General features: G+C 42.0%; 20 protein-coding genes. 10 read left to right on the forward strand and 10 right to left on the reverse strand.

Annotation, left to right across the window (positions count from 1 at the left end; translation table 11 throughout):
* Positions 1-53 precede the first annotated feature (53 nt).
* The 5 genes from CLV32_RS09150 to CLV32_RS09170 form a co-directional block, all read right to left on the reverse strand.
* Complete coding sequence (locus tag CLV32_RS09150; RefSeq protein ID WP_133554652.1) at positions 54-1,157, reverse strand: metallophosphoesterase; 1,104 nt, start codon at positions 1,155-1,157, stop codon at positions 54-56.
* Between the two features lie 154 nt (positions 1,158-1,311).
* Positions 1,312-2,463, reverse strand: a complete 1,152-nt coding sequence (locus tag CLV32_RS09155) for a serine hydrolase domain-containing protein (protein ID WP_133554654.1) — start codon at positions 2,461-2,463, stop codon at positions 1,312-1,314.
* Between the two features lie 21 nt (positions 2,464-2,484).
* A complete protein-coding gene (locus tag CLV32_RS09160; RefSeq protein ID WP_133554656.1) occupies positions 2,485-3,438 on the reverse strand; it encodes a DUF6624 domain-containing protein in 954 nt (317 codons plus the stop codon).
* A gap of 99 nt (positions 3,439-3,537) precedes the next feature.
* Entirely contained in the window at positions 3,538-4,320 is a 783-nt protein-coding gene (locus tag CLV32_RS09165) for a C10 family peptidase (RefSeq protein ID WP_133554658.1), read from the reverse strand.
* Positions 4,321-4,405: 85 nt separating this feature from the next.
* Entirely contained in the window at positions 4,406-5,527 is a 1,122-nt protein-coding gene (locus CLV32_RS09170; RefSeq protein ID WP_166641918.1) for a helix-turn-helix domain-containing protein, read from the reverse strand.
* Positions 5,528-5,659: 132 nt separating this feature from the next.
* Between CLV32_RS09170 and CLV32_RS09175 the strand changes: the two genes are divergently transcribed.
* From CLV32_RS09175 to CLV32_RS09195, 5 genes are all read left to right on the forward strand, one after another.
* Complete coding sequence (locus CLV32_RS09175) at positions 5,660-6,970, forward strand: Ig-like domain-containing protein (RefSeq protein ID WP_166641919.1); 1,311 nt, start codon at positions 5,660-5,662, stop codon at positions 6,968-6,970.
* Positions 6,971-7,049: 79 nt separating this feature from the next.
* Positions 7,050-9,161, forward strand: coding sequence for a PAS domain S-box protein (locus CLV32_RS09180; RefSeq protein ID WP_133554664.1), 2,112 nt, complete (start codon positions 7,050-7,052; stop codon positions 9,159-9,161).
* A gap of 53 nt (positions 9,162-9,214) precedes the next feature.
* A complete protein-coding gene (locus CLV32_RS09185; RefSeq protein ID WP_133554666.1) occupies positions 9,215-10,120 on the forward strand; it encodes a helix-turn-helix domain-containing protein in 906 nt (301 codons plus the stop codon).
* Positions 10,121-10,200: 80 nt separating this feature from the next.
* Positions 10,201-11,103, forward strand: a complete 903-nt coding sequence (locus CLV32_RS09190; protein WP_133554668.1) for an oxidoreductase — start codon at positions 10,201-10,203, stop codon at positions 11,101-11,103.
* A gap of 26 nt (positions 11,104-11,129) precedes the next feature.
* On the forward strand, positions 11,130-12,308 hold the full coding sequence (locus tag CLV32_RS09195; protein ID WP_133554670.1) for an MFS transporter: 1,179 nt from the start codon (positions 11,130-11,132) through the stop codon (positions 12,306-12,308).
* On the opposite strand, the gene CLV32_RS09200 is transcribed toward CLV32_RS09195, so the two are convergent.
* Positions 12,253-13,011 carry a copper homeostasis protein CutC gene (locus CLV32_RS09200; RefSeq protein WP_133554672.1) on the reverse strand — a complete coding sequence of 253 codons (759 nt, stop codon included), beginning with the start codon at positions 13,009-13,011 and terminating at the stop codon, positions 12,253-12,255. The two genes, CLV32_RS09195 and CLV32_RS09200, sit on opposite strands and share 56 nt — an antisense overlap.
* A gap of 133 nt (positions 13,012-13,144) precedes the next feature.
* Here CLV32_RS09200 and CLV32_RS09205 point away from each other — a divergent pair, with 133 nt between their 5' ends.
* Together CLV32_RS09205 and CLV32_RS09210 are read left to right on the forward strand one after the other, a co-directional pair.
* Positions 13,145-13,666: a hypothetical protein gene (locus tag CLV32_RS09205; RefSeq protein ID WP_133554674.1), complete on the forward strand. Its 522-nt coding sequence runs from the start codon at positions 13,145-13,147 to the stop codon at positions 13,664-13,666.
* 45 nt (positions 13,667-13,711) lie between these two features.
* Complete coding sequence (locus tag CLV32_RS09210; RefSeq protein WP_243732274.1) at positions 13,712-14,269, forward strand: EcsC family protein; 558 nt, start codon at positions 13,712-13,714, stop codon at positions 14,267-14,269.
* Between the two features lie 196 nt (positions 14,270-14,465).
* Here CLV32_RS09210 and CLV32_RS09215 read toward each other — a convergent pair whose 3' ends face one another.
* Both CLV32_RS09215 and CLV32_RS09220 read right to left on the reverse strand, forming a co-directional pair.
* On the reverse strand, positions 14,466-14,915 hold the full coding sequence (locus CLV32_RS09215; RefSeq protein ID WP_133554676.1) for a hypothetical protein: 450 nt from the start codon (positions 14,913-14,915) through the stop codon (positions 14,466-14,468).
* A gap of 143 nt (positions 14,916-15,058) precedes the next feature.
* Positions 15,059-16,102 (reverse strand): NAD(P)-dependent alcohol dehydrogenase, encoded by a 1,044-nt coding sequence (locus tag CLV32_RS09220; protein WP_133554678.1) that lies wholly within the window; start codon positions 16,100-16,102, stop codon positions 15,059-15,061.
* A 153-nt stretch (positions 16,103-16,255) separates the two neighbouring features.
* Here CLV32_RS09220 and CLV32_RS09225 point away from each other — a divergent pair, with 153 nt between their 5' ends.
* Positions 16,256-16,669, forward strand: coding sequence for a hypothetical protein (locus CLV32_RS09225; protein ID WP_133554680.1), 414 nt, complete (start codon positions 16,256-16,258; stop codon positions 16,667-16,669).
* A 4-nt stretch (positions 16,670-16,673) separates the two neighbouring features.
* Here CLV32_RS09225 and CLV32_RS09230 read toward each other — a convergent pair whose 3' ends face one another.
* A complete protein-coding gene (locus CLV32_RS09230; protein WP_133554682.1) occupies positions 16,674-16,916 on the reverse strand; it encodes a hypothetical protein in 243 nt (80 codons plus the stop codon).
* Positions 16,917-16,985: 69 nt separating this feature from the next.
* Between CLV32_RS09230 and CLV32_RS09235 the strand changes: the two genes are divergently transcribed.
* Both CLV32_RS09235 and CLV32_RS09240 read left to right on the forward strand, forming a co-directional pair.
* Complete coding sequence (locus CLV32_RS09235) at positions 16,986-17,534, forward strand: TetR/AcrR family transcriptional regulator (protein ID WP_133554684.1); 549 nt, start codon at positions 16,986-16,988, stop codon at positions 17,532-17,534.
* 30 nt (positions 17,535-17,564) lie between these two features.
* Positions 17,565-18,158, forward strand: coding sequence for a pentapeptide repeat-containing protein (locus CLV32_RS09240; protein ID WP_133554686.1), 594 nt, complete (start codon positions 17,565-17,567; stop codon positions 18,156-18,158).
* Positions 18,159-18,164: 6 nt separating this feature from the next.
* Here the strand turns inward: CLV32_RS09240 and CLV32_RS09245 are convergent, their stop codons facing one another.
* Positions 18,165-19,238 carry an NADH:flavin oxidoreductase/NADH oxidase gene (locus tag CLV32_RS09245; protein ID WP_133554688.1) on the reverse strand — a complete coding sequence of 358 codons (1,074 nt, stop codon included), beginning with the start codon at positions 19,236-19,238 and terminating at the stop codon, positions 18,165-18,167.
* Positions 19,239-19,268 lie beyond the last annotated feature (30 nt).

The raw sequence follows: 19,268 nt of genomic DNA on the forward strand, positions 1-19,268 counted from the left end.
AAATATAATAAAACTAAATGTAAGTTTTTTAAAGTTTACAACCGAAGTTAGGATTAATCCAGTTTGAAAGTAAACTCATCGTAATTCGCTTTCCTCCATGCGAGATTCTGCGTAGAAGGAGACAAAGCGAACAGCGGCGAGAAAGTTTTCACTTTGATCGTTTTGCCATCTGGCATAAACTCAAGTATCCTGAGCCAGCCATCACCACCATTGCCATAATGACCGCCACCCATCGCCTGTGCATTAAAGGTCATTTGCTGTACAGTAATGCCTTTATTATTTTTATCAGTTTTAAAGGCTACATGTTTTCGTGCATCATTAACACCCCCAATATGACCTGAAATTACCAGCTTGATATTGGATGAGGGATAGACCAGCTTTTCCCAGATCGCTTTGCCGTAATTAGCACCTGGAAGATCGTAACCCTCCTTTTCTATCCATTCATTGGTATATTTCAGATAGGCATGCGTAAGCAATACTACTGCATGGTCTTTATATTTTTTCTGTGCTACCAGTTCTCTGGCCCAGGTAAGAATCGTATCCCTGGGAGCAAATTCAATCGATAAAAACAGATATGGCTTACCTTGCGGAGACCGCCATTCGTAGGCTGCGTTCTCTAAACTATTGTTTCCATATATATTTGGCGCAACCTCGCGGAGCATTTTCTGATTCAGAAAATTCTTTTCAGCCGGAAAATATTCAGGAAAATGCGTGGTTTTAGGCTTATGGGTATAGCTGAATATATTATAATCATGATTTCCGGTAGCCGTGATATAAGGAATTTTCCCATCAAGTTTACCAAATGCTTTCGCCACTGCTTTCCACTGTTGCTGGCCAGTTTGATCCATTTTCTTGCCGTCAGGATTAACGATATCGTCGTGCTCCACCAGATCGCCGGTACACATTACCATTTTGATGTGTAAGGAATCAATGCGTTCAGTGATCCAGTTCATCATCACGTCAAGTATTGGCTGGTTGCGCTGAAACTTCACATAGTTTTGCGGATCTGGAAGGAGTACCATTGACCAGGAAGCAGTATCTGTTAATTTAGGATTTTCAAATTTCTGCGTCTGCTGTGCCTCAACATCGTTATTGAGGCATAAAATAAGAACTAAAAACAGTGAAGCGATAAGGCTTTTCAGCAAATGTAGGTTCATAATCGTGATCGATTTGGTTAAAACGAAACCAAATTAAATAAAATTAAAATGATATTGTAATCAAATACAATATTTTGAAACTAAAGTAGCCCCTTCACTTTAACTTAATATGAATTTAACGTGATCTTTTCGGTCAGTAATAGTAACAAAGCAATTAGTTACCGAGCACAATATCCCGATACAAAATATTCATGGTTTGACGAAGCACGTCATTCATCCCGCGGGTGTAAATTGGATTACAGCCATTGGTGATCACGACAAAGCCGAATTGATCTTTAGGTTGAAAGAACATGGCGCTATACAGTCCATAAGCTGATCCAGTATGACCTTTCATTGTTTTACCGGCGATAAGATTATCAAGTGTCATCATTGCCATCCCGTATCCCTCTTCATCAGACAATTTCGTTTGCATTGCCTTTGCATACTTTTTCGCCATGATCCTAGTCTTTTTATATTTCCCGAGATTCATGTGCATGGTCATTACTTTAGCCAGGTCTGGCGCAGAAATTTTCATTCCACCGGTAGGTGAAAATATCGGAGTGCTATAACCCATTACATAGTTTTTTATTTCTTCGCTTCTTGGGTTGTAGGCAAGCTCAGCAACACTGAAATGGTCGGCATTTTTTGCGTTGTACTCGTACAATGTAGTAAATCGCGATTTATCCAGCGAGTCTACGCAATATCCCCCGTAAACACCTAGCGGATCAAGTACATGATGTTTCACATATTGATCAAAACGCTCACCTGACAGCTTTTCAATCACCGTTCCTACTAAATTATAATTAAGGTTGCAATATTGATAGCCGGCACCCGGCTCATACGTGTTGTAACACTTCGCCCAGTCAGGGTTTTTATCAGGATTGATTACATCCAGATTAAAATAACCTTGTGAATCGTTAATACTTGAACGATGTGAGAGCACCATTTTTAGGGTAATCACTGTTTCAGGGAATTTCGGATTACGTACTTTAAAACCAACAAGCTTACCAAAATCTTCATCAAGGCTCAATTTACCGGCTGCCGCAAGCTGCATAACAGACGTTGCAGAAAAAGATTTGGATATAGAGGCAATCCTGAAAAGATCTGTAGTTGCCAGGGCTGTATTGTTTTCGCGGTTTTTCAATCCAAAGGATTTTGTATAAACCACATCTCCTTTTTTCACGACTACCACCGACAGGCCAACCACCTCAAGTTGCTTCATAAGTTCTTGAATCTCTGATTCGGCTTTTGCAACCTGTGAAAATCCGGGGAACGAAAGCGCCAGGCATAGCAGCATAAACAGTGAAAATCGGACAAATTGCAACATAGGTTTAGATTTTTCCGAAAGTTACAATTTATTCAGCTTTTCCAGTTCAGGAAGCTCTTTTTTATAAGTTTCCAGATCCCAAATTATTTTCCAGTTTTTCACATAGTCAGCAATCGGACCAAGTCCAACTTTCGCTCTTCGCAAATCCACATGATCAGGGTCCAGGAGGGGCAAGAGATAAAAGCTGCCATCGTTTTTCATCGTCACCTGACTGCCATATAGCTGTTTCCTTCCCTCACCGAGTGCCACGCGATCCTCTAGCAGGGCAAGTGAACTACCACTTGCCTTTCCATCTTTTACCGCTTTACGCATCATAGGCAGATACTTTTGCTGAATAGCAAGATCGGAATGCTGAATAACGATGAACAGCGTTACGTTACCTCTCGGCCCTACTTTATCTTCACCCAACCATCCGTACTTATCAAGGATGTTTGTAACCTTAACTATGTTTACACTATCGTAATGCATCATTATTTTTGCCAGACTATCAGTTACGCGATGTTTGGTAACGTATTTCTTTTGCGCGTTAACATATTCATCCCTGATACCCTGATCGGCAGAATATATTTTTTCCAGTTCCTTTTTAAGTGGCTGATTGTAATTCGCTTCCAGACGGGCTGATATAAGTTCCGTTTTAGCCATCAGTTTGGTCCATGCGGGCGTACTATGCAGTGAGGCCAGGTCGGAGTCGCTCTTCAGGTGATTAAAATTAGCCCAGCCTCTATCCAGGCTTTGATTTAATAAAGATATTGCAGGTAGCGGTTCTCCCGCCAGTGCATAACTGCAGGCCGCATTATACAGGTCATCAGCATTTTTCTTTTCAATTCTGAATGCTGCCGCATAAGTATCAGCAGATTCTTTATAAGCTTTTTTGACATAAAGGCTATACGCTTTTGAAATTAACTCTGAATAGGAATTCTGTGCCATCGCAGCGACACCGATTAACAACAATAGAATAAACGCTATTTTTTTCATTACGCAAAGTTTTAATACTCATCCCGCTATTGATTATCTGGATGCTAATGGTAAAGCTACGTAATTAACTAAATAAATAGTTATCTTTTCCCGTTAAACTTATCTCCCATTTTTGATGGGCCGAATTGCATAGACAACGCGTAAAGCATCGTCACGATCTTTAAGTATTGCGGCATCGAATTTATACCAGCCGTCCTGCGCACCACCCTGACCCTGATTTAGATGAACCATAAGTTGGTTATCTTTCCACTGGTAACCATCAATCACCACAGAATGCCCAAAATCCTTCAGGTTGGCGAAATGCAGAAAAAGTGGCCTTCCGGCATTTAGTTCTTCACAGATAACTTTTTTCAGTTTTCCAGTTCCAAAAGGAAGTATGCCGTGCCAAGAGATGTAGCGTTTAACGCTGACATTATAATGCGCTTCCAATAGGCTCGCGGGTGCAAGCTTATGCATATAGCTATCGGTTCCGAAATCCTTAGCTACAGCCAATGCGGCAAAATAATTGTACTTTGCTGTAGCCACCTTCTCAGCTTCTGTAGTCGCTAAGTTAAATTCAGGCACCAGATTTCCTAAGACTATAGTGTTACTGTCTATCTGTTCTTTAATCACATAGCCGTGCCGGGACGTGTAATCAACAGCGCCAAATGGCTTTAATTGGTGGTAGAACATGATCTGTGCCAGTGCAGTACTCCAGCAGCCCAGACGCAGGTGATCGGGCGTATACATTTCAAAGCCCCCCATCTGTTTCCAATGCGTTTTGATCAGAATGTGATCAGCTTTTGTACCAGTGTCTATTCCCGGAAACGATGTAGCGCCAACAACATAAGAGACCCCACTGAACAGTGTGATCGCAATAGCGATTTTAGATTTTGTATTCATTGCCTTAAGTTTCTGGTAAAGCAAGTGTTTAAAACAGGTACAAACTTCTCAAAACAAGTTTTGAGCGTAATTTATGCCTGCCAAATCAAAGTTTGAGGTATCTTTTTGGAGAATGCCCGGTAGCGGTTTTGAAAATCCTGTAAAAGCTAGCCTCAGAATTGAAACCGGATTCAAGCGCAATGCCAAGAATAGATAGATGTGAATATCTCGGATCTTTAAGTTTTGTCTTCACTTCGTCCACACGATACGTATTGATCAATGTGCGAAAACTTTGGTTTAAATCTTTATTGATTACAGTTGAAGTTAGCGCCACACTGAGTTGAAGCTGCTGCGCCAGCTTTTGAAGGGTAAGTTCATTATCCAAAAAAACACGATCTTCCCGCAAAGCAGCGAGTATAGTACGCTTTGCTGCTTCCAGCTCTTCCATTGTGAACCTGAGGACATCGCTGGATTGATTTTCATGGTTTACAGCCACTGGCTGAGGCAACGACTGACCTTGCAATCCTTTGTAAGCCAAATAGTAGGTTAGCACTGACAAATACACATAGAAAATCTGCCAACGCAAAAAAGAGCTTCTCGTATAAAATGCATGATCAGTAAAAACGTTGATAAAAAGTACGAGACCAAGTAAACCTGTCAACAGTAACACATGCTTAAGCCAGTTAAAGGTTGCGTAATTAGTATCAGAAACATTATCCTTGAGCCATCTCCGATATCGCTGCACGCTAACCAAACTAAAATACCCATATACAAATCCACTGACAACAGACAGATAGTCCTCCAGCTGCTTAACCTGATTAAAATGCCAGACCTCGGCTAGTGCATCTTTTTGCACAAAAGAAATCTCTGGCAGAACCAGGAAATAGACAATCAGTGCATGGGTCATAAATAATGCTGCCGGAACAAAATTCAGCCAGGTCTTATCTCTCCAGAAAAAAATTCGGCTTGTTAAAGACCTTACATATAGATAAATTAACGGCTGAATTACTAAATCAATTGCCAGGGGAAAATACCTAAAAGAGTTTGTATCCCAGAGTTTCAGCGTGTGCAGCAAAATCTTAAAACTAAGCATACTTGAAATGAGCAATAACGCGATCAGGAACTTGCTAGCGGTACTAACTGTGCCCTTCCTCAATAACAAGCCCGACGAAACGACACCCTGGAGAATGCCAAAAGCAACGATAAGATCAAACCAGTTAAAAGACATTGCCGAACGTTTAAGAAAAGATGAATATAGGAAATAAATAACCGCTCTTTTTTTAACTTTTTTTTTAGAAAAATGCAACGTTGGGCAGTTGACAGGTGTCATTTAGATATTTATCCAGTCAAAATCATTTCAATGAAAAACATTCTCCTCACCTGGTTCTTTTGTGCCTCCTTTTCAGCTGTCTTTTCTCAGACGGAAAATCAAAATATCATTACGACAGACATAGACCATTTTTGGGAGGCTTACGACAAGATCATTACTACAAAAGACAGTGTAGCTCAATATGGTTACCTCAACTCGTTATTTCTGGCGAAAGGATCACCAGGCCTGAAGTCAATCATGGAAGTGCGCGATTACACCGCTAAATCTTATCTGGATGCCATCAATAGTTATCCCCTTTTCTGGAATTCGATAAGAAACAACACCCTAAAAACAAAAGACCTTGCAGACAGCATTGCTATAGCTGTGCAGCAGATGAAAAAAACATACCCCAATTTGCGACCGGCACAGATTTATTTCACAATTGGCGCACTAAGAACAGGCGGAACAACGCTTAAAGATCGTATTCTGATTGGCAGTGAGATCGCTATGGCCGACAAGAATACTATTACGACAGAATTTCCGCAAACATTTTCACATTTGGGCCCGCACTTCAAAAGCAATCCAATTGATCAGGTAGTATTCACAAACATTCATGAATATGTACACACGCAGCAAAAAACAACAATAGCAAGCACTTTATTGGGGCAGTGTGTTTTGGAAGGCGCTGCAGAGTTTGTTGCGGTTTTGTCTACAGGAAAAGAATCTACAACACCATCTATGAAATACGGGGAGGCACATGAGGCGCAAGTCAGAAACAAATTCGCTACACAACTATATAACCCATTCAACGGGTTTTGGCTTTACACCAATGCCGCTAATGAGTTTAACCAGCGAGATATGGGGTATTATGTGGGTTATGCAATTTGTCAGAAATACTATAACGGTGCGAAGGATAAGCAACAGGCAATCATTGACATGATTGAGCTGGATTATGATAGTGAGACCACACTAACCAGTTTTGTTGAGAAATCTGGCTACTTCAAAAAAGGACTTGCCAATATAAAAGCTGGTTATGAAAAAGGGAGGCCAACGGTTAGTTCAGTTAAGCCTTTCAGAAATCGATCAAAAGAAATAAATCCGTCCCTAACAGAAATAACAGTAACTTTCTCTGAAAATATGGATAAACGCTTTCGTAATTTCGAGTATGGCCCGCTAGGCCAATCTAATTTACTCAAGATAACCGCATTTAAGAGTTTCTCTGAAGACGGAAAATCTGCAACTTTCGAAGTGGAAGTTCAGCCTGGCAAAAACTACCAGATTGTACTTGGCCCGGGTTTCCGCTCGCTTCAGGGCATATCATTACAGCCATACCTACTGGAATTCAGTACTGCGGCACATTGAAAGTCGCGGCTTTAAGAATTTGATATTGGAATAGTTATTGCTCTTTCGTGCGATCAACATTAATTCCATCATCTATTTTATGAGTCAGTCTCCTCACCTATTAAGCAACGAACAACTGATTGAGGTTTTCGCTTTAACAAAAACTGCCACAGCAATTCATGTTGGTGAAGACGCCGTGATTCAACTTGCCAATGATGCAATGCTCAGGATCTGGGGAAAAGACAAAAGTGTTATCGGAAAATCGCTCGAAGATGCACTTCCAGAACTGAGAGGTCAACCTTTCATAGAAATGTTTAAGCGTGTTTGGCTGGAAGGTCTGACGATTTCTGGAACAGACACACCTGCAACACTGGAGGTTGATGGTGTGCTAACTACTTTCTACTTCGAGTTTGAATATAGAGCCATAAAAGATGCGCAGGGAAAAACAATCTGTGTGCTACATACAGCTATCGATATCTCGGATAGAATTTTAGGGCTTGAAGCTATCAAACGGGCTGAAGAAAAGGAATTGGCACTGGAAAAAGAACAGGCATTGAATGAGGAGTTGGCATCTACCAATGAAGAACTTGCAGCGATTAATGAAGAATTCCAGCAGTCGCAGGAAAACCTACATCTGTTAAACACGGAACTTGAAGCACGTGTGGAAGCACGGGTTCGGGAACTGCGGGAAACCGAAGAGCGGTTCCGCACAATGGCTGAAGGGACAGACATTTTAATTGCCGTGGGTGATGAAACTGGTGAAGCTATTTATTTTAACAAAGCATGGGAGCAGCTGACCGGGCGACCTATGCAGGAACTGCTAAAGATCGGCTGGGTTGACCTGATACACTCGGACGACAGGGATCAGTTTTTAAGCAATTTTGTTGATAATTTTAATAAACGCGCGCCTTTTAGCGGAGAGTTCCGGGTGATGAATCATGATGGAGAATACCGATGGCTGTTGGCAAGCGGACCTCCAAGGTTTTTCCCCGATGGTTCATTTGCCGGCTACATCAGTTCTTGTATTGACATAACCGACCGCAAAAAAGAAGAGATAGAAAAGCAGGATCTTGCTGAGGAGCTGATCGCCATGAACGAGGAAATGACTGTTTCTAACGAGGAGTTGCTTAGCGCCAATGAGGATTTGATCATTACGCGTCAGCAGGTAGAGAAAGCAGAATTGGGCTTAAGGCTTGCTATTGATGCTGCCCGACTTGGTGCCTGGCAGATTGACCCCGCTACTAAGCACCTTACCTATAACAAGATGTTAGCCAAGCTCTTTGGTTATGAAGGTGCTGAACCTATGACATACGAGCAGGCCATTGCGCAGGTTACGCCGGAATACCGTCCAATTGTAACCGAGGCCATCGAAAAGGCTATCGCAAACCAAGGAAACTACGATGTTACTTACGCCCAGAACAGGTTTAATGATGGCGAAGTAGTATGGTTAAGATCCTTGGGACGAATCAGTCAGGATGATGCAGGTGCCTACACGATATTTTCGGGTTTTGTGATGGACATCACTGAATTAAAACAGGATGAACAGCGCAAAAATGACTTCATTGGAATGGTTAGTCATGAGTTAAAGACTCCACTCACCTCTTTAAACGGTTATATTCAAATATTGCAGAACAAAGCCAGAAAGGGTGAAGACACCTTTACTGTAAATGCGCTTGAAGTTGCTGGTAAGCAGGTCAGAAAAATGACCACCATGATTAACGGTTTCTTGAATATCTCCCGTCTGGAATCTGGTAAGATTATTTTAAATAAAAGTCATTTCAGGCTTGATGAGTTGATCAATGCCTCAGTTAAAGAGATGGTACTTATGGATTCCAGCCATTCGATCACCTACAAAATACATGAGCCCATTACCATAGTTGCCGATTATGACAAAATCAGCAGTGTGATTTCCAACCTATTGAGTAATGCTATTAAATACTCGCCAAATAATAAGGAAATAGAAATTAGCTGCGCTATAGTCGACAACGCTGCCGTTGTTAGTGTTCGGGATCAGGGTATGGGCATTGCAGAAAAAGATATGGGCCATTTGTTTGACCGCTATTACCGGGTTGAAAGTAATCATACGATATCTGGCTTTGGCATTGGGCTATACCTGAGTGCGGAAATTGTTGAAAGGCATACAGGGAGCATCTGGGCGGAGAGCGAAGTGGACAAAGGATCAACCTTTTATTTCAGTGTGCCATTAGCATAGTTCCGATCGTTAGTCACAAGTCACGACATGGTTTGATTTTTGTATATTTGAATATGACCAGGTTTGTTGGAATCGATTCATTTTATCAAAAAGTTAGTGCTGAGCCCGGTACTGGGCAAGCACCTGTAGCGCAATTTAATATATTCAGGATCGAAGACCTGCTGTTGCCGAAGAGCAAACAGGTATCCTACAGTAAACGCAATTTTTTTAAGATAAGCATTATTACAGGGCACAACAAGATACATTATGCTGATCAATGTATTGAAGTTCATGAAAGTGCGCTCATCTTTACCAACCCGATGATTCCCTATTCCTGGGAAATTCTTGGCGAGCGTCAAACCGGTTATTTGTGTGTCTTTACAGAAGACTTTTTCAGCAGGTTTGGAAACATCAGGGACTACCCTGTATTCCAGTCGGCAGACCAAGCGATCATTCCGCTGGATGATGCCGGTGCCGCTCCCTTTATTACCTTATTTATAAGGATGCTATCAGAACTTAATGGCGATTACGTATTCAAATACGACCTGATCCGCAACTTACTTTACGAGATCGTCCATACTGCACAGAAAATGCGGCCGGCATCAGGAACAGCGCTTACAGGATCAAATGCCGCAGAAAGAATCAGCAGTTTATTTCTGGAATTACTGGAAAGACAGTTTCCTATAGAATTAAGTAATCAGGTGGTTGCCATACGGACGCCGGCTGACTTTGCGCGACAATTGAATGTACATGTAAATCATTTAAATAAGGCCTTGAAAGAAACTACGGGTCAGACCACCTCACAATTGATCAGTACCCGAATACTGCAGGAAAGTAAAATATTACTCAAAAGCACAAACTGGACAATAAATGAAATTGCCTGGAGCCTTGGCTTTGAAGAGCCCAATCACTTCTCTGGCTTTTTCAAAAGCAGAACCAAAGTTTCCCCCAGCTCATTTAGGGCTGCCACGATTGATTGATTTTTGTAGGATTTGATTTCTTTAGGGTAGATTTTCCCTTAAAATGTTGCAGAACTTTGTGTTGTTAAACAACATCAATCATGTGGACAAAAGACAACATGCCGGCATTAACCGGTAAAACAGTAATTATCACGGGCGCCAATGCAGGAATCGGCTACGAGACTGCGTTAGCCTGTTATCAGAAAGGAGCAGATGTAATTCTGGCCTGCCGAAACCTACAAAGCGCGAATGACGCGATTGCCAACTTGCAGCTCGAAAAAGGAAGTGGCACACTAAAGGCAAGGGCAATGGATTTGTCGGACTTAACTTCAGTGAAACAATTTGCAATAGAATACTTAAGGGACCATGCATCGCTGAATCTGCTGATCAATAATGCCGGGGTCATGATTCCCCCCGCAGGAAAAACAACCGAAGGCTATGAATTGCAGTTTGGCGTAAATTTCCTGGGACACTTTACGTTGACGGGCTTACTTTACCCTTTGTTAAGGCATACGCCGGAATCAAGAATTGTTACTCTGACCAGCGGCGCATACCTGAACGGCACCATAGATTTTGACAACCTGAAACTAGAAAAGGCTTACGTGCCGGAGCGCGAATATGCACAAAGTAAGCTTGCTGACTTACTATTTTCGCTGGAACTACAACGCAGAATTGAAAAAACGGGCGATGCCGTTCTATCCGTTGCAGCCCACCCGGGCGCCGTAGAGACTGAGCTGGCCAGGTATATGACTAAAGAATCCTATACTGCCGCACTTGAGCGTTTTGGCGCACTTATGCTGCCGGCACAGGGTGCCCTAACATCATTATACGCTGCCACAGCCTCGGATGTTATTGGCGGTACTTATTATGCACCAGATCAGGATGGCATCAGAGGATACCCTGTAAAAACAGCAATCGCTCCTCATGCTACCGATCAACTGGTTGCAGAAAAACTCTGGAATCTTGCCGAAGCAATTACAGGAATACAATTCCCCATGCGCTAGATCCAAAAAATCACCATCTTTAGGGCATGAAGCGCATTCTGCCTATTATTGTACTATCCCAGTTTCTCTGCACCTCAGTTTGGTTTGCCGGGAATGCCATTATGCCGGAACTTGTTAGCCAATTTCATTTGGAGGCATCCTACGTGGCACATCTGAGTACTGCAGTGCAACTGGGATTTATCATAGGGACCTTCATTTTCGCATTACTTAGCATTTCTGACAGATTTTCTCCGTCCCGTGTTTTCCTGATCTGCGGAATCTGTGCTGCCGCAATAAACCTCTGCATTGCGCTTCCAGGAATTACAGTGTTTCAACTTTTCGCATTCAGAATGACAACAGGATTTTTCCTCGCCGGAATTTATCCTGTAGGTATGAAGATCGCTGCCGACCATTATGAAAAAGGTCTCGGAAAATCCCTTGGATTTTTAGTCGGCGCACTGGTTCTGGGAACAGCCTTTCCACATTTTTTAAAAAGCCTGACTACGTCCTTACCCTGGCATTACGTATTGTTTTCTACGTCATCACTTGCTGCTGCCGGTGGACTGGCGATGTACTTTTTCGTACCAGACGGCCCCTACCGTAAAGCTGTGCAGGCGTTAGACCCCAAGTCATTTTTCATCAGTTTTCGCAACAAGGAATTCCGAGCCGCAGCAATAGGTTATTTTGGCCACATGTGGGAACTCTATGCTTTTTGGGTATTTCTTCCGGTGATGTTGATAAACTACAAAAACCAGCATCCTGCATCTGAACTAAATATCCCATTGGTTTCTTTCTTCATCATTGCTACAGGTGCTATAGCCTGTATAGCAAGCGGCTTGCTTTCAGCACGTTTTGGTATTAAGAAAACCGCAGCCATTGCGTTATGTGTATCTGGAATCTGCTGCCTCCTCTCCCCTATCTTTCTGTCCGGATCGTCAACAGTATGCTGTTTACTGTTTCTAACTTTCTGGAGCATGGCCGTTATAGCGGACTCCCCCTTGTTTTCTACCCTTGTTGCTCAGGAAGCCGCAGCAACAGCGCGCGGAACCGCCTTAACAATTGTTAACTGCATCGGTTTTTCTATCACTATAATCAGCATCCAACTGATCAACCTGCTTATAAACGACGGCTATAAACCATACATATTTATGGCGCTGGCACTAGGTCCTGTCATAGGTTTGTTAGCAATGCGTTTCCAAAGGAATGCTTCGCCAAAATTGACATGATTGCACGTAACTCGATTTCGTCTGCTACGTATACCTTTCCATAATCATTTACTTTAGGATTGATATAGCTCAGCGGATTATCGACAGCTATCCTAGCAGACGTATGGTATTCATTGGCGCCACAACTTAGTATTAGTTGTTCCAGATTACCTGATTTAACACCGGCACCAGGCATAATGATTATGTTTTCTGATGCCTGCTCAACCAACTGAGCAAGCAAAGTACTCCCTTCAGGAGCAGTAGATTGTTGTCCGGAGGTAAGCACCCGCGTCACACCACAGTCAATCAATGTTTCAAGTGCAGTAAAAGGATCAGGCGTAGTGTCGAACACCCTGTGACAGGTTACCTGCATACCCCCCGCCCAATCGACTATCCGCTTCATCCCTTCCACATCTATCTCGCCATTGATGTTTTGCACGCCCACCGAAATCCCGGCACAGCCAAGATCCAGGCAGGCTTTGATATCATACTTCATCATTTGGTATTCATCAGTGCTGTAGCAAAAATTGCCTGCCCGGGGACGGATAATCGGAAATACATCCATATTGACGCGCTCCATTACCTGCCTGATAAAACCATAAGCCGGGGTAGTACCACCCTCAAGCGGATTATCACACAACTCTACACGTGTTGCACCAACGCCTTCCGCAATAATGCAGGTTTCCAGTGTAAAAGCACATACCTCAAGGATTTTTTCTGCCATAGCATCAGGGGTTGATGCACTAAAGATAGCGCTTCTCCTTTTGTTTGGGAATAAGTTGAGCCAATAACTGATTTTTATTCAATGATGTAGCGTTATCCGTTTCAGATCCGTTCTGTCTTAAAATCAAAACTATATGAACGCTAAACTCTGCTTTTTAATCCTTTTGCTCGGCACAATTCTAATTACTTCCTGCAAGAAAGACAATTTTGAATATGGAAGTGACTACAATAAAAGTTATAAGGCCTGGAAGCAGTTTCAATCCTCTTCAAACGATAATTACCGCTATGTAGTTTATAGTGGATCAGTATTTGGATTCTCAAGTCAAACAACGATAACCGTAGAGGCTGGAAAAGTTACCAAACGCAGCTATGTCCAGAAGGGATATGGCAGTGGCACCAATCAAGAAATTATAATCACAGGAAGTTGGGATGAAACTGCTACCACGATAAATTCACATCAGGGAGGGGCTTCTTCCATCACTCTGGAAGAAGTTTATCAGAAGGCAAAGAACGACTGGCTTCTGAAAAGAGAAAAACACATCACTTATTTCGAGGCTAAAAATGACGGTATGATATCCTCTTGCGGACATTGGGAAGACGGATGCCAGGACGATTGTTCAATCGGTATCACTATCTTATCCATAGAAAAGATTTAATTGAAGGATGTGGCATGAAAGTAGCGTAGTTGCACCTAAGAAGACATGGCAACTATGCGAATTCCACGATTTAATACCGCTAATATCAAAAGAAACCTGAAAGCAGGCTTCAATCAATTGTCTGAGGGAGGCTTTCAGCAGATCTTCAACCGCATCGATCAGGTAACTATCAAGAAAGGCGTCGATAGCATGGGCGTTGACAAGTTCATCAATCAATGTGCACTGATGGCGGCTGGATCCGGTATCGTTACCGGCGTAGGCGGATTAAGTACCGCACTGGTGGGGATTCCCCTGGATATTATTAATTTAATTACCCAGCAATTTCGTGTGACTATGGCAATTGCCTATTACAATACCGGAAATTACCGCTTTCCATTTGAGGACTTTTTCAAGATCGTAGCTTCCTCGTTGAAAGCAGATACAGGTGTTGCCATTTCCAAGAATGTAATGGAAGAAGTTGCGGAGAAAATTCTGATGAGCCTGGGTTCTAAAACTGCACAACGTCTGTTACCTGTAGTGGGCGCCGTAATTGGAGGTACGATTAATTATTTGTTTATAAAGCGTGTTGCTGACGGTGTTAAAGCCCAATATTTACAGATCTAATTTCAAAAGAAAACCCGGACTAGTTGTCCGGGTTTTCATCCCTCTGCATCAAATCTCTCTCTGTGTGTTATCACCCTCACTCCAGCTCACAATCCCACCTCACGCCTTCATTTGTTTAATTAACGAACTTAATTCCTGAACAGATTTCAAGGAAAATGTTAATTACGTTAATATGACACAAAGAAACTGCATAGGTTTAATCATGCATCTTATTTATTACGACTTCAAAGTCGCGGGACATCATCGAATCGTAAATTCTGAAACGAATTTCCCATTGATCTTTAACGATTGTACCGATGTAAGATCTGAATATCTTTTCAAATCTGTCAAAATCGATATCGGGTTTACATACGATCAGATACTCATTATCTCCTTGAGCTAATGCTTCATGGACATACGGCGACCAATGAGTTTTGAGTTCCGCAGGAAGTCTATTAAAATTTTGGGCATCAATAAGCTCACCTATTCCGGTGATTAATTTTTCTTCCAGGGCATTTTTGCCACGCAGATACCACATACCTTCCAGCTTTTCGATACTGCCAAGTAACTCGCCTGCATCGACTATCCTCCAGGGCTCTCCGGTGCGAAATTGGATAATTTGATATACTGACTGATTATCCTCCAGAAAATAATTGAGTTCAACCATATTGATTATAATCTTTTTAATTGGCCTGCTGCGGTTATAATCGCAGCACCACTTCAAATTTACGAATCAAAATGAAAAAACCCGCATAAAAACTAAAAATATTAGTTTTTATGCTGGTTAAGAAAATTTAACCTGATGCCTACTTAAAGCGTAGCCATGTCAATTACAAAACGATAACGGACATCTCCCTTAACCATTCTGTCGTAGGCCGACTGAATATCTTTGATGTCAATCAGTTCGATCTCCGACACAATACCTTTTTCTGCACAGAAGTCCAGCATTTCCTGCGTTTCTTTGATCCCACCGATTCCAGAACCGGCAAGGCTCTTTCTACCACCTAAAAGGCTAAAAGCAGCAATTTCTGCTGGTTTTGGCGGTACACCTACACAAATATGTACGCCATCAGTTCTTAACAGGCTCAGATACATATTAAAATCGTGTTCCGCAGAAACAGTATCCAGGATAAAGTCAAACGTACCCATTGCTGCTTTTACCTGCTCCTGGTCTGTTGTAACTACGAAATGGTGTGCACCCAATTTCCGTGCATCTTCTTCTTTTTTAGGTGAGGTACTTAACACGGTAACTTCGGCGCCAAAAGCAACACCAAATTTAACAGCCATGTGCCCTAATCCACCTAAACCTAAGACTGCTAATTTATGGCCTTCACCAACTTTCCAGTGTCTCAATGGGGAATACGTTGTAATACCAGCGCACAAAAGCGGCGCTACCGCAGCGAGATCCATTTTCTCTGAAACATGCAATACAAATTCTTCCCGTACTACTATAGAATTACTGTAACCACCGTATGTTGGCGATGATCCATCGCGCTCCATGCTATTGTAGGTTTGTGTATTACCTTCCAGGCAATATTGCTCTAAATCACGCTTGCAATTTTCGCATACCTGACAAGAGTCTACCATACACCCCGTTCCGGCTAAATCACCTACTTTAAAGTTCTTAACAGCATCCCCTACTTTAACAACACGACCAACTATCTCGTGGCCAGGTACCATTGGAAAAATTCCCGGGAACCAGTCGTTTTTGATCTGGTGGAGATCAGAGTGGCAAACACCACAAAATAATATATCAAATTGTACATCATGGGGTCCCACCTCGCGGCGTTGAAAATCCCATGGTGCAAGATCTGTCTGGGCATCCTGTGCCGCGTAACCTTTCACTGGTATCATAAGAATTGATTTTAGTTCATCATAAAGGTGAAAATAAATAACGGAGAGATTTCAACATACCTTCTAATTTTACCAACAGATAACATAGTTTTTAGCAGATAAACCAACCTATAGCTCGCCGTCAGTATGTTATCGTTGTCTAATTATTAGACAATGATTAATTTTGATGCACATCCTATTCAAAATCTTATGTTTGAAATCATTAAAAAGTTTAAATTCAGAGACACCGCTACAATTATCAATTCACCAGCTGATTTGGCTATAGAATTCGAAAAACTAGGCTTTCCTAACTCATTTGATGATAAAAAAAGCGCGAATACGCTGGTCTTTATTAACACTAATTCAGAATATCTCGATTTTCTAAACAACAAGCTCGATAAGATTGAACCAGATAGCGTATTATGGTTTGCATATCCTAAAGGAACCTCTAAAATCAAGACAGATATCAACCGTGATACAATCCGTGTGACAGGCGAACAATTCAATATCACCACTGTAACAGCGGTGTCAATCAATGATACCTGGAGTGCATTGCGTTTCAGACCAATAGACAGCGTCGGTAAATAGAAAATTAAGCTAGCTCCAGGGTATCAAATACCTCGAGCACCGTAGCTTTCCCACCGGATGTACCCAGCCGTTGAACTAGTTCCTCGCCCATTTCCCGAGTGGAGACCAGCCGTAAAATATTATCCGCATCCTCGAGATCAACCGTCCAGGATAGGATTTCATTAAAACTTTTAATTACGTTAACTATATCCAATAGATTAGCCGGTGTGCGAATGTCGGTCGAAAGAATAGTGATGTATCTGGACATAATTAAATTTTTGGTCTGCAAATATATAAATAATTTGCAAACAAACCATTTGGTCGGTATCTTTGGTTAATGGAAAATCCATATAAAAGAAAAAAAGAACCTGAGCTTAATAAGCAGGTAATTCTTGATGCTGCAGCTGAAATAGGTGCCACTGCAGATTGGCATCAGGTTACTTTTCAAGCAATTGCAGATAAGACCGGGCTGAGTAAAGGGGGGATTATTCATCATTTCCGCAATAAAGAAGAGCTACTGGATGAACTCGTCAGACAAAGTCTCGCTGAACTTACCGAATGGATTCAGGAAGAAAAGAAAAGCACCAAAAAAGAGTCTTCGAGTATGTCGTATCTACGTTTCGTAGTCAAAAAAAGTGACGATATACATTACCAGCGTGTTATGAAAATTATCATGCAGGCGGTATTAATCAACGACCATTACCGCAAAGGTTGGGACGAATGGTTCAGCAGCCAGATGGATGCAGATATCAAGGGGGATGAGAACCTGAATAACCTGATTATTGCACTTGTAGCTGATGGATTGTGGTACGCAGGCAACCTTGGCGTTTATAACATCAGCAAATCCAAAAAGCAACAGATCGTAGACAAATTACAACATTTATAATAGCTGGTTATTTCCGGTCAAAAATACATCATGAGTGAATTAAACGAAACTACTACACACGAAGACAAGATATTTACAGACGTTGACTATGTTGAAAAGCAACTAAAAAACAGAGAATTTGTTAAATGTGAATTTATCAATTGTGATTTTTCGAAAAGTAACTTGAGTAACAACGACTTTGTTGATTGCATTTTCAAGCAATGCAATTTTTCACTTACCGTAGTTTCTGGTACAGGGTTCAGAGATGTTACATTCAGCGGATGTAAAATTTTGGGTGTAGATTTTTCCAAGTGCAACAAATTTCTGTTCTCATTCACTTTTGACTATAGTCATATAGATTACTCAACATTTTATGGCACTAAACTTAGGAAAACACGGTTTACGGAGTGCACACTCAAGGAAACAGACTTTGAAGCCGCCGACCTTACCTCGAGCATTTTTCACAACTGCGACCTGTCAGGCTCAACGTTTGCACGAACCATCCTGGACAAAACAGATTTTCGGACGGCGCGAAACTTCAGTTTAGATCCTGGCGTCAACACGATGAAACAGACCAAATTCTCCGCATCTAACCTTGCCGGTTTACTCTACAAATACAATTTGGACATTGATTATGACCATTAACAACATCTAAAAAGCTCTCCGATATTGAAATGGTAACTCCAAAGACTGTCCGAGTTCCTTTGCTGCACGTAATGCAAAATAGGGGTCCCGTAAAAACTCGCGGGCAATTACAGCAAGGTCTGCCTTACCTGAGGCGATAATTTCGTTGGCCTGCGCGGGTTCGGTTATAGCGCCTACTGCACCGGTAATAATTCCTGTTTCCGACTTGATTTTTTCGGCAAAAGGTACCTGATAAGCGGGAAATACCTTGGATTTATCTAAAAACACAAAGCCCCCGGCAGATGCCGTTACCACGTCGACGCCAATATGTTTTAAAATATCTGTCAGCAGAACACTATCTTCAATTTTCCAGGCTTTCTCATCTTCCAGATAGTCTACGGCAGAGATACGGACCAGCAGAGGCATATTCTCCGGGATTACACTTCTGATTTCTTCCGTCACCTCTACCAATAAACGTATGCGGTTCTCGAAGCTGCCCCCATAATTATCAGTACGCTGATTAATTATTCTGGAATAAAACTGATGAAAAAGATAACCGTGTCCGGCATGAATTTCTATGGCGTCAAAGCCAGCAGCGACGGCCCTTCGTGCCGCTGCCACGAAATCCCATTTGATTTTAAAGATCTCTTGCAAAGAAAGTGCTTTGGGCAAACTCATATGCCCAAAAGGAGCAACAGCAGAAGCACTTTTTGTGATCCAACCGCCATTCTCAGGACTCAGGTATTGCAGTCCCTCGTTCGGATGAGACCGGCTGGCCTTACTGCCGAAATGCGCAATCTGAGCAGCTACTTTTGCATGCTGATCATGAATGAATGCATTAATGCGCTTCCAGCCCGCAATCTGCCCATCATTCCAAAGTCCCGCATCAAAATGAGTGCTTCTACCCTGCTTATTTACTGCAAGGCTCTCTGTGATTATCAGGCCGGCTCCGCCTACAGCACGACTTCCCAAATGAACGAGATGCCATTGACCTACTTTACCATTTACCGCGCTAAACTGCTGCATTGGCGACACAACTATTCTATTTTTCAACTCCATCCCCCGGATTTTGATCGGGGTAAATAAATTTACATTTGACATGGTTTCAGAATTTTATTTGAAAATTATTTA

The sequence above is a fragment of the Pedobacter duraquae genome, assembly GCF_004362245.1.
Classification (GTDB): Bacteria; Bacteroidota; Bacteroidia; order Sphingobacteriales; family Sphingobacteriaceae; genus Pedobacter; species Pedobacter duraquae.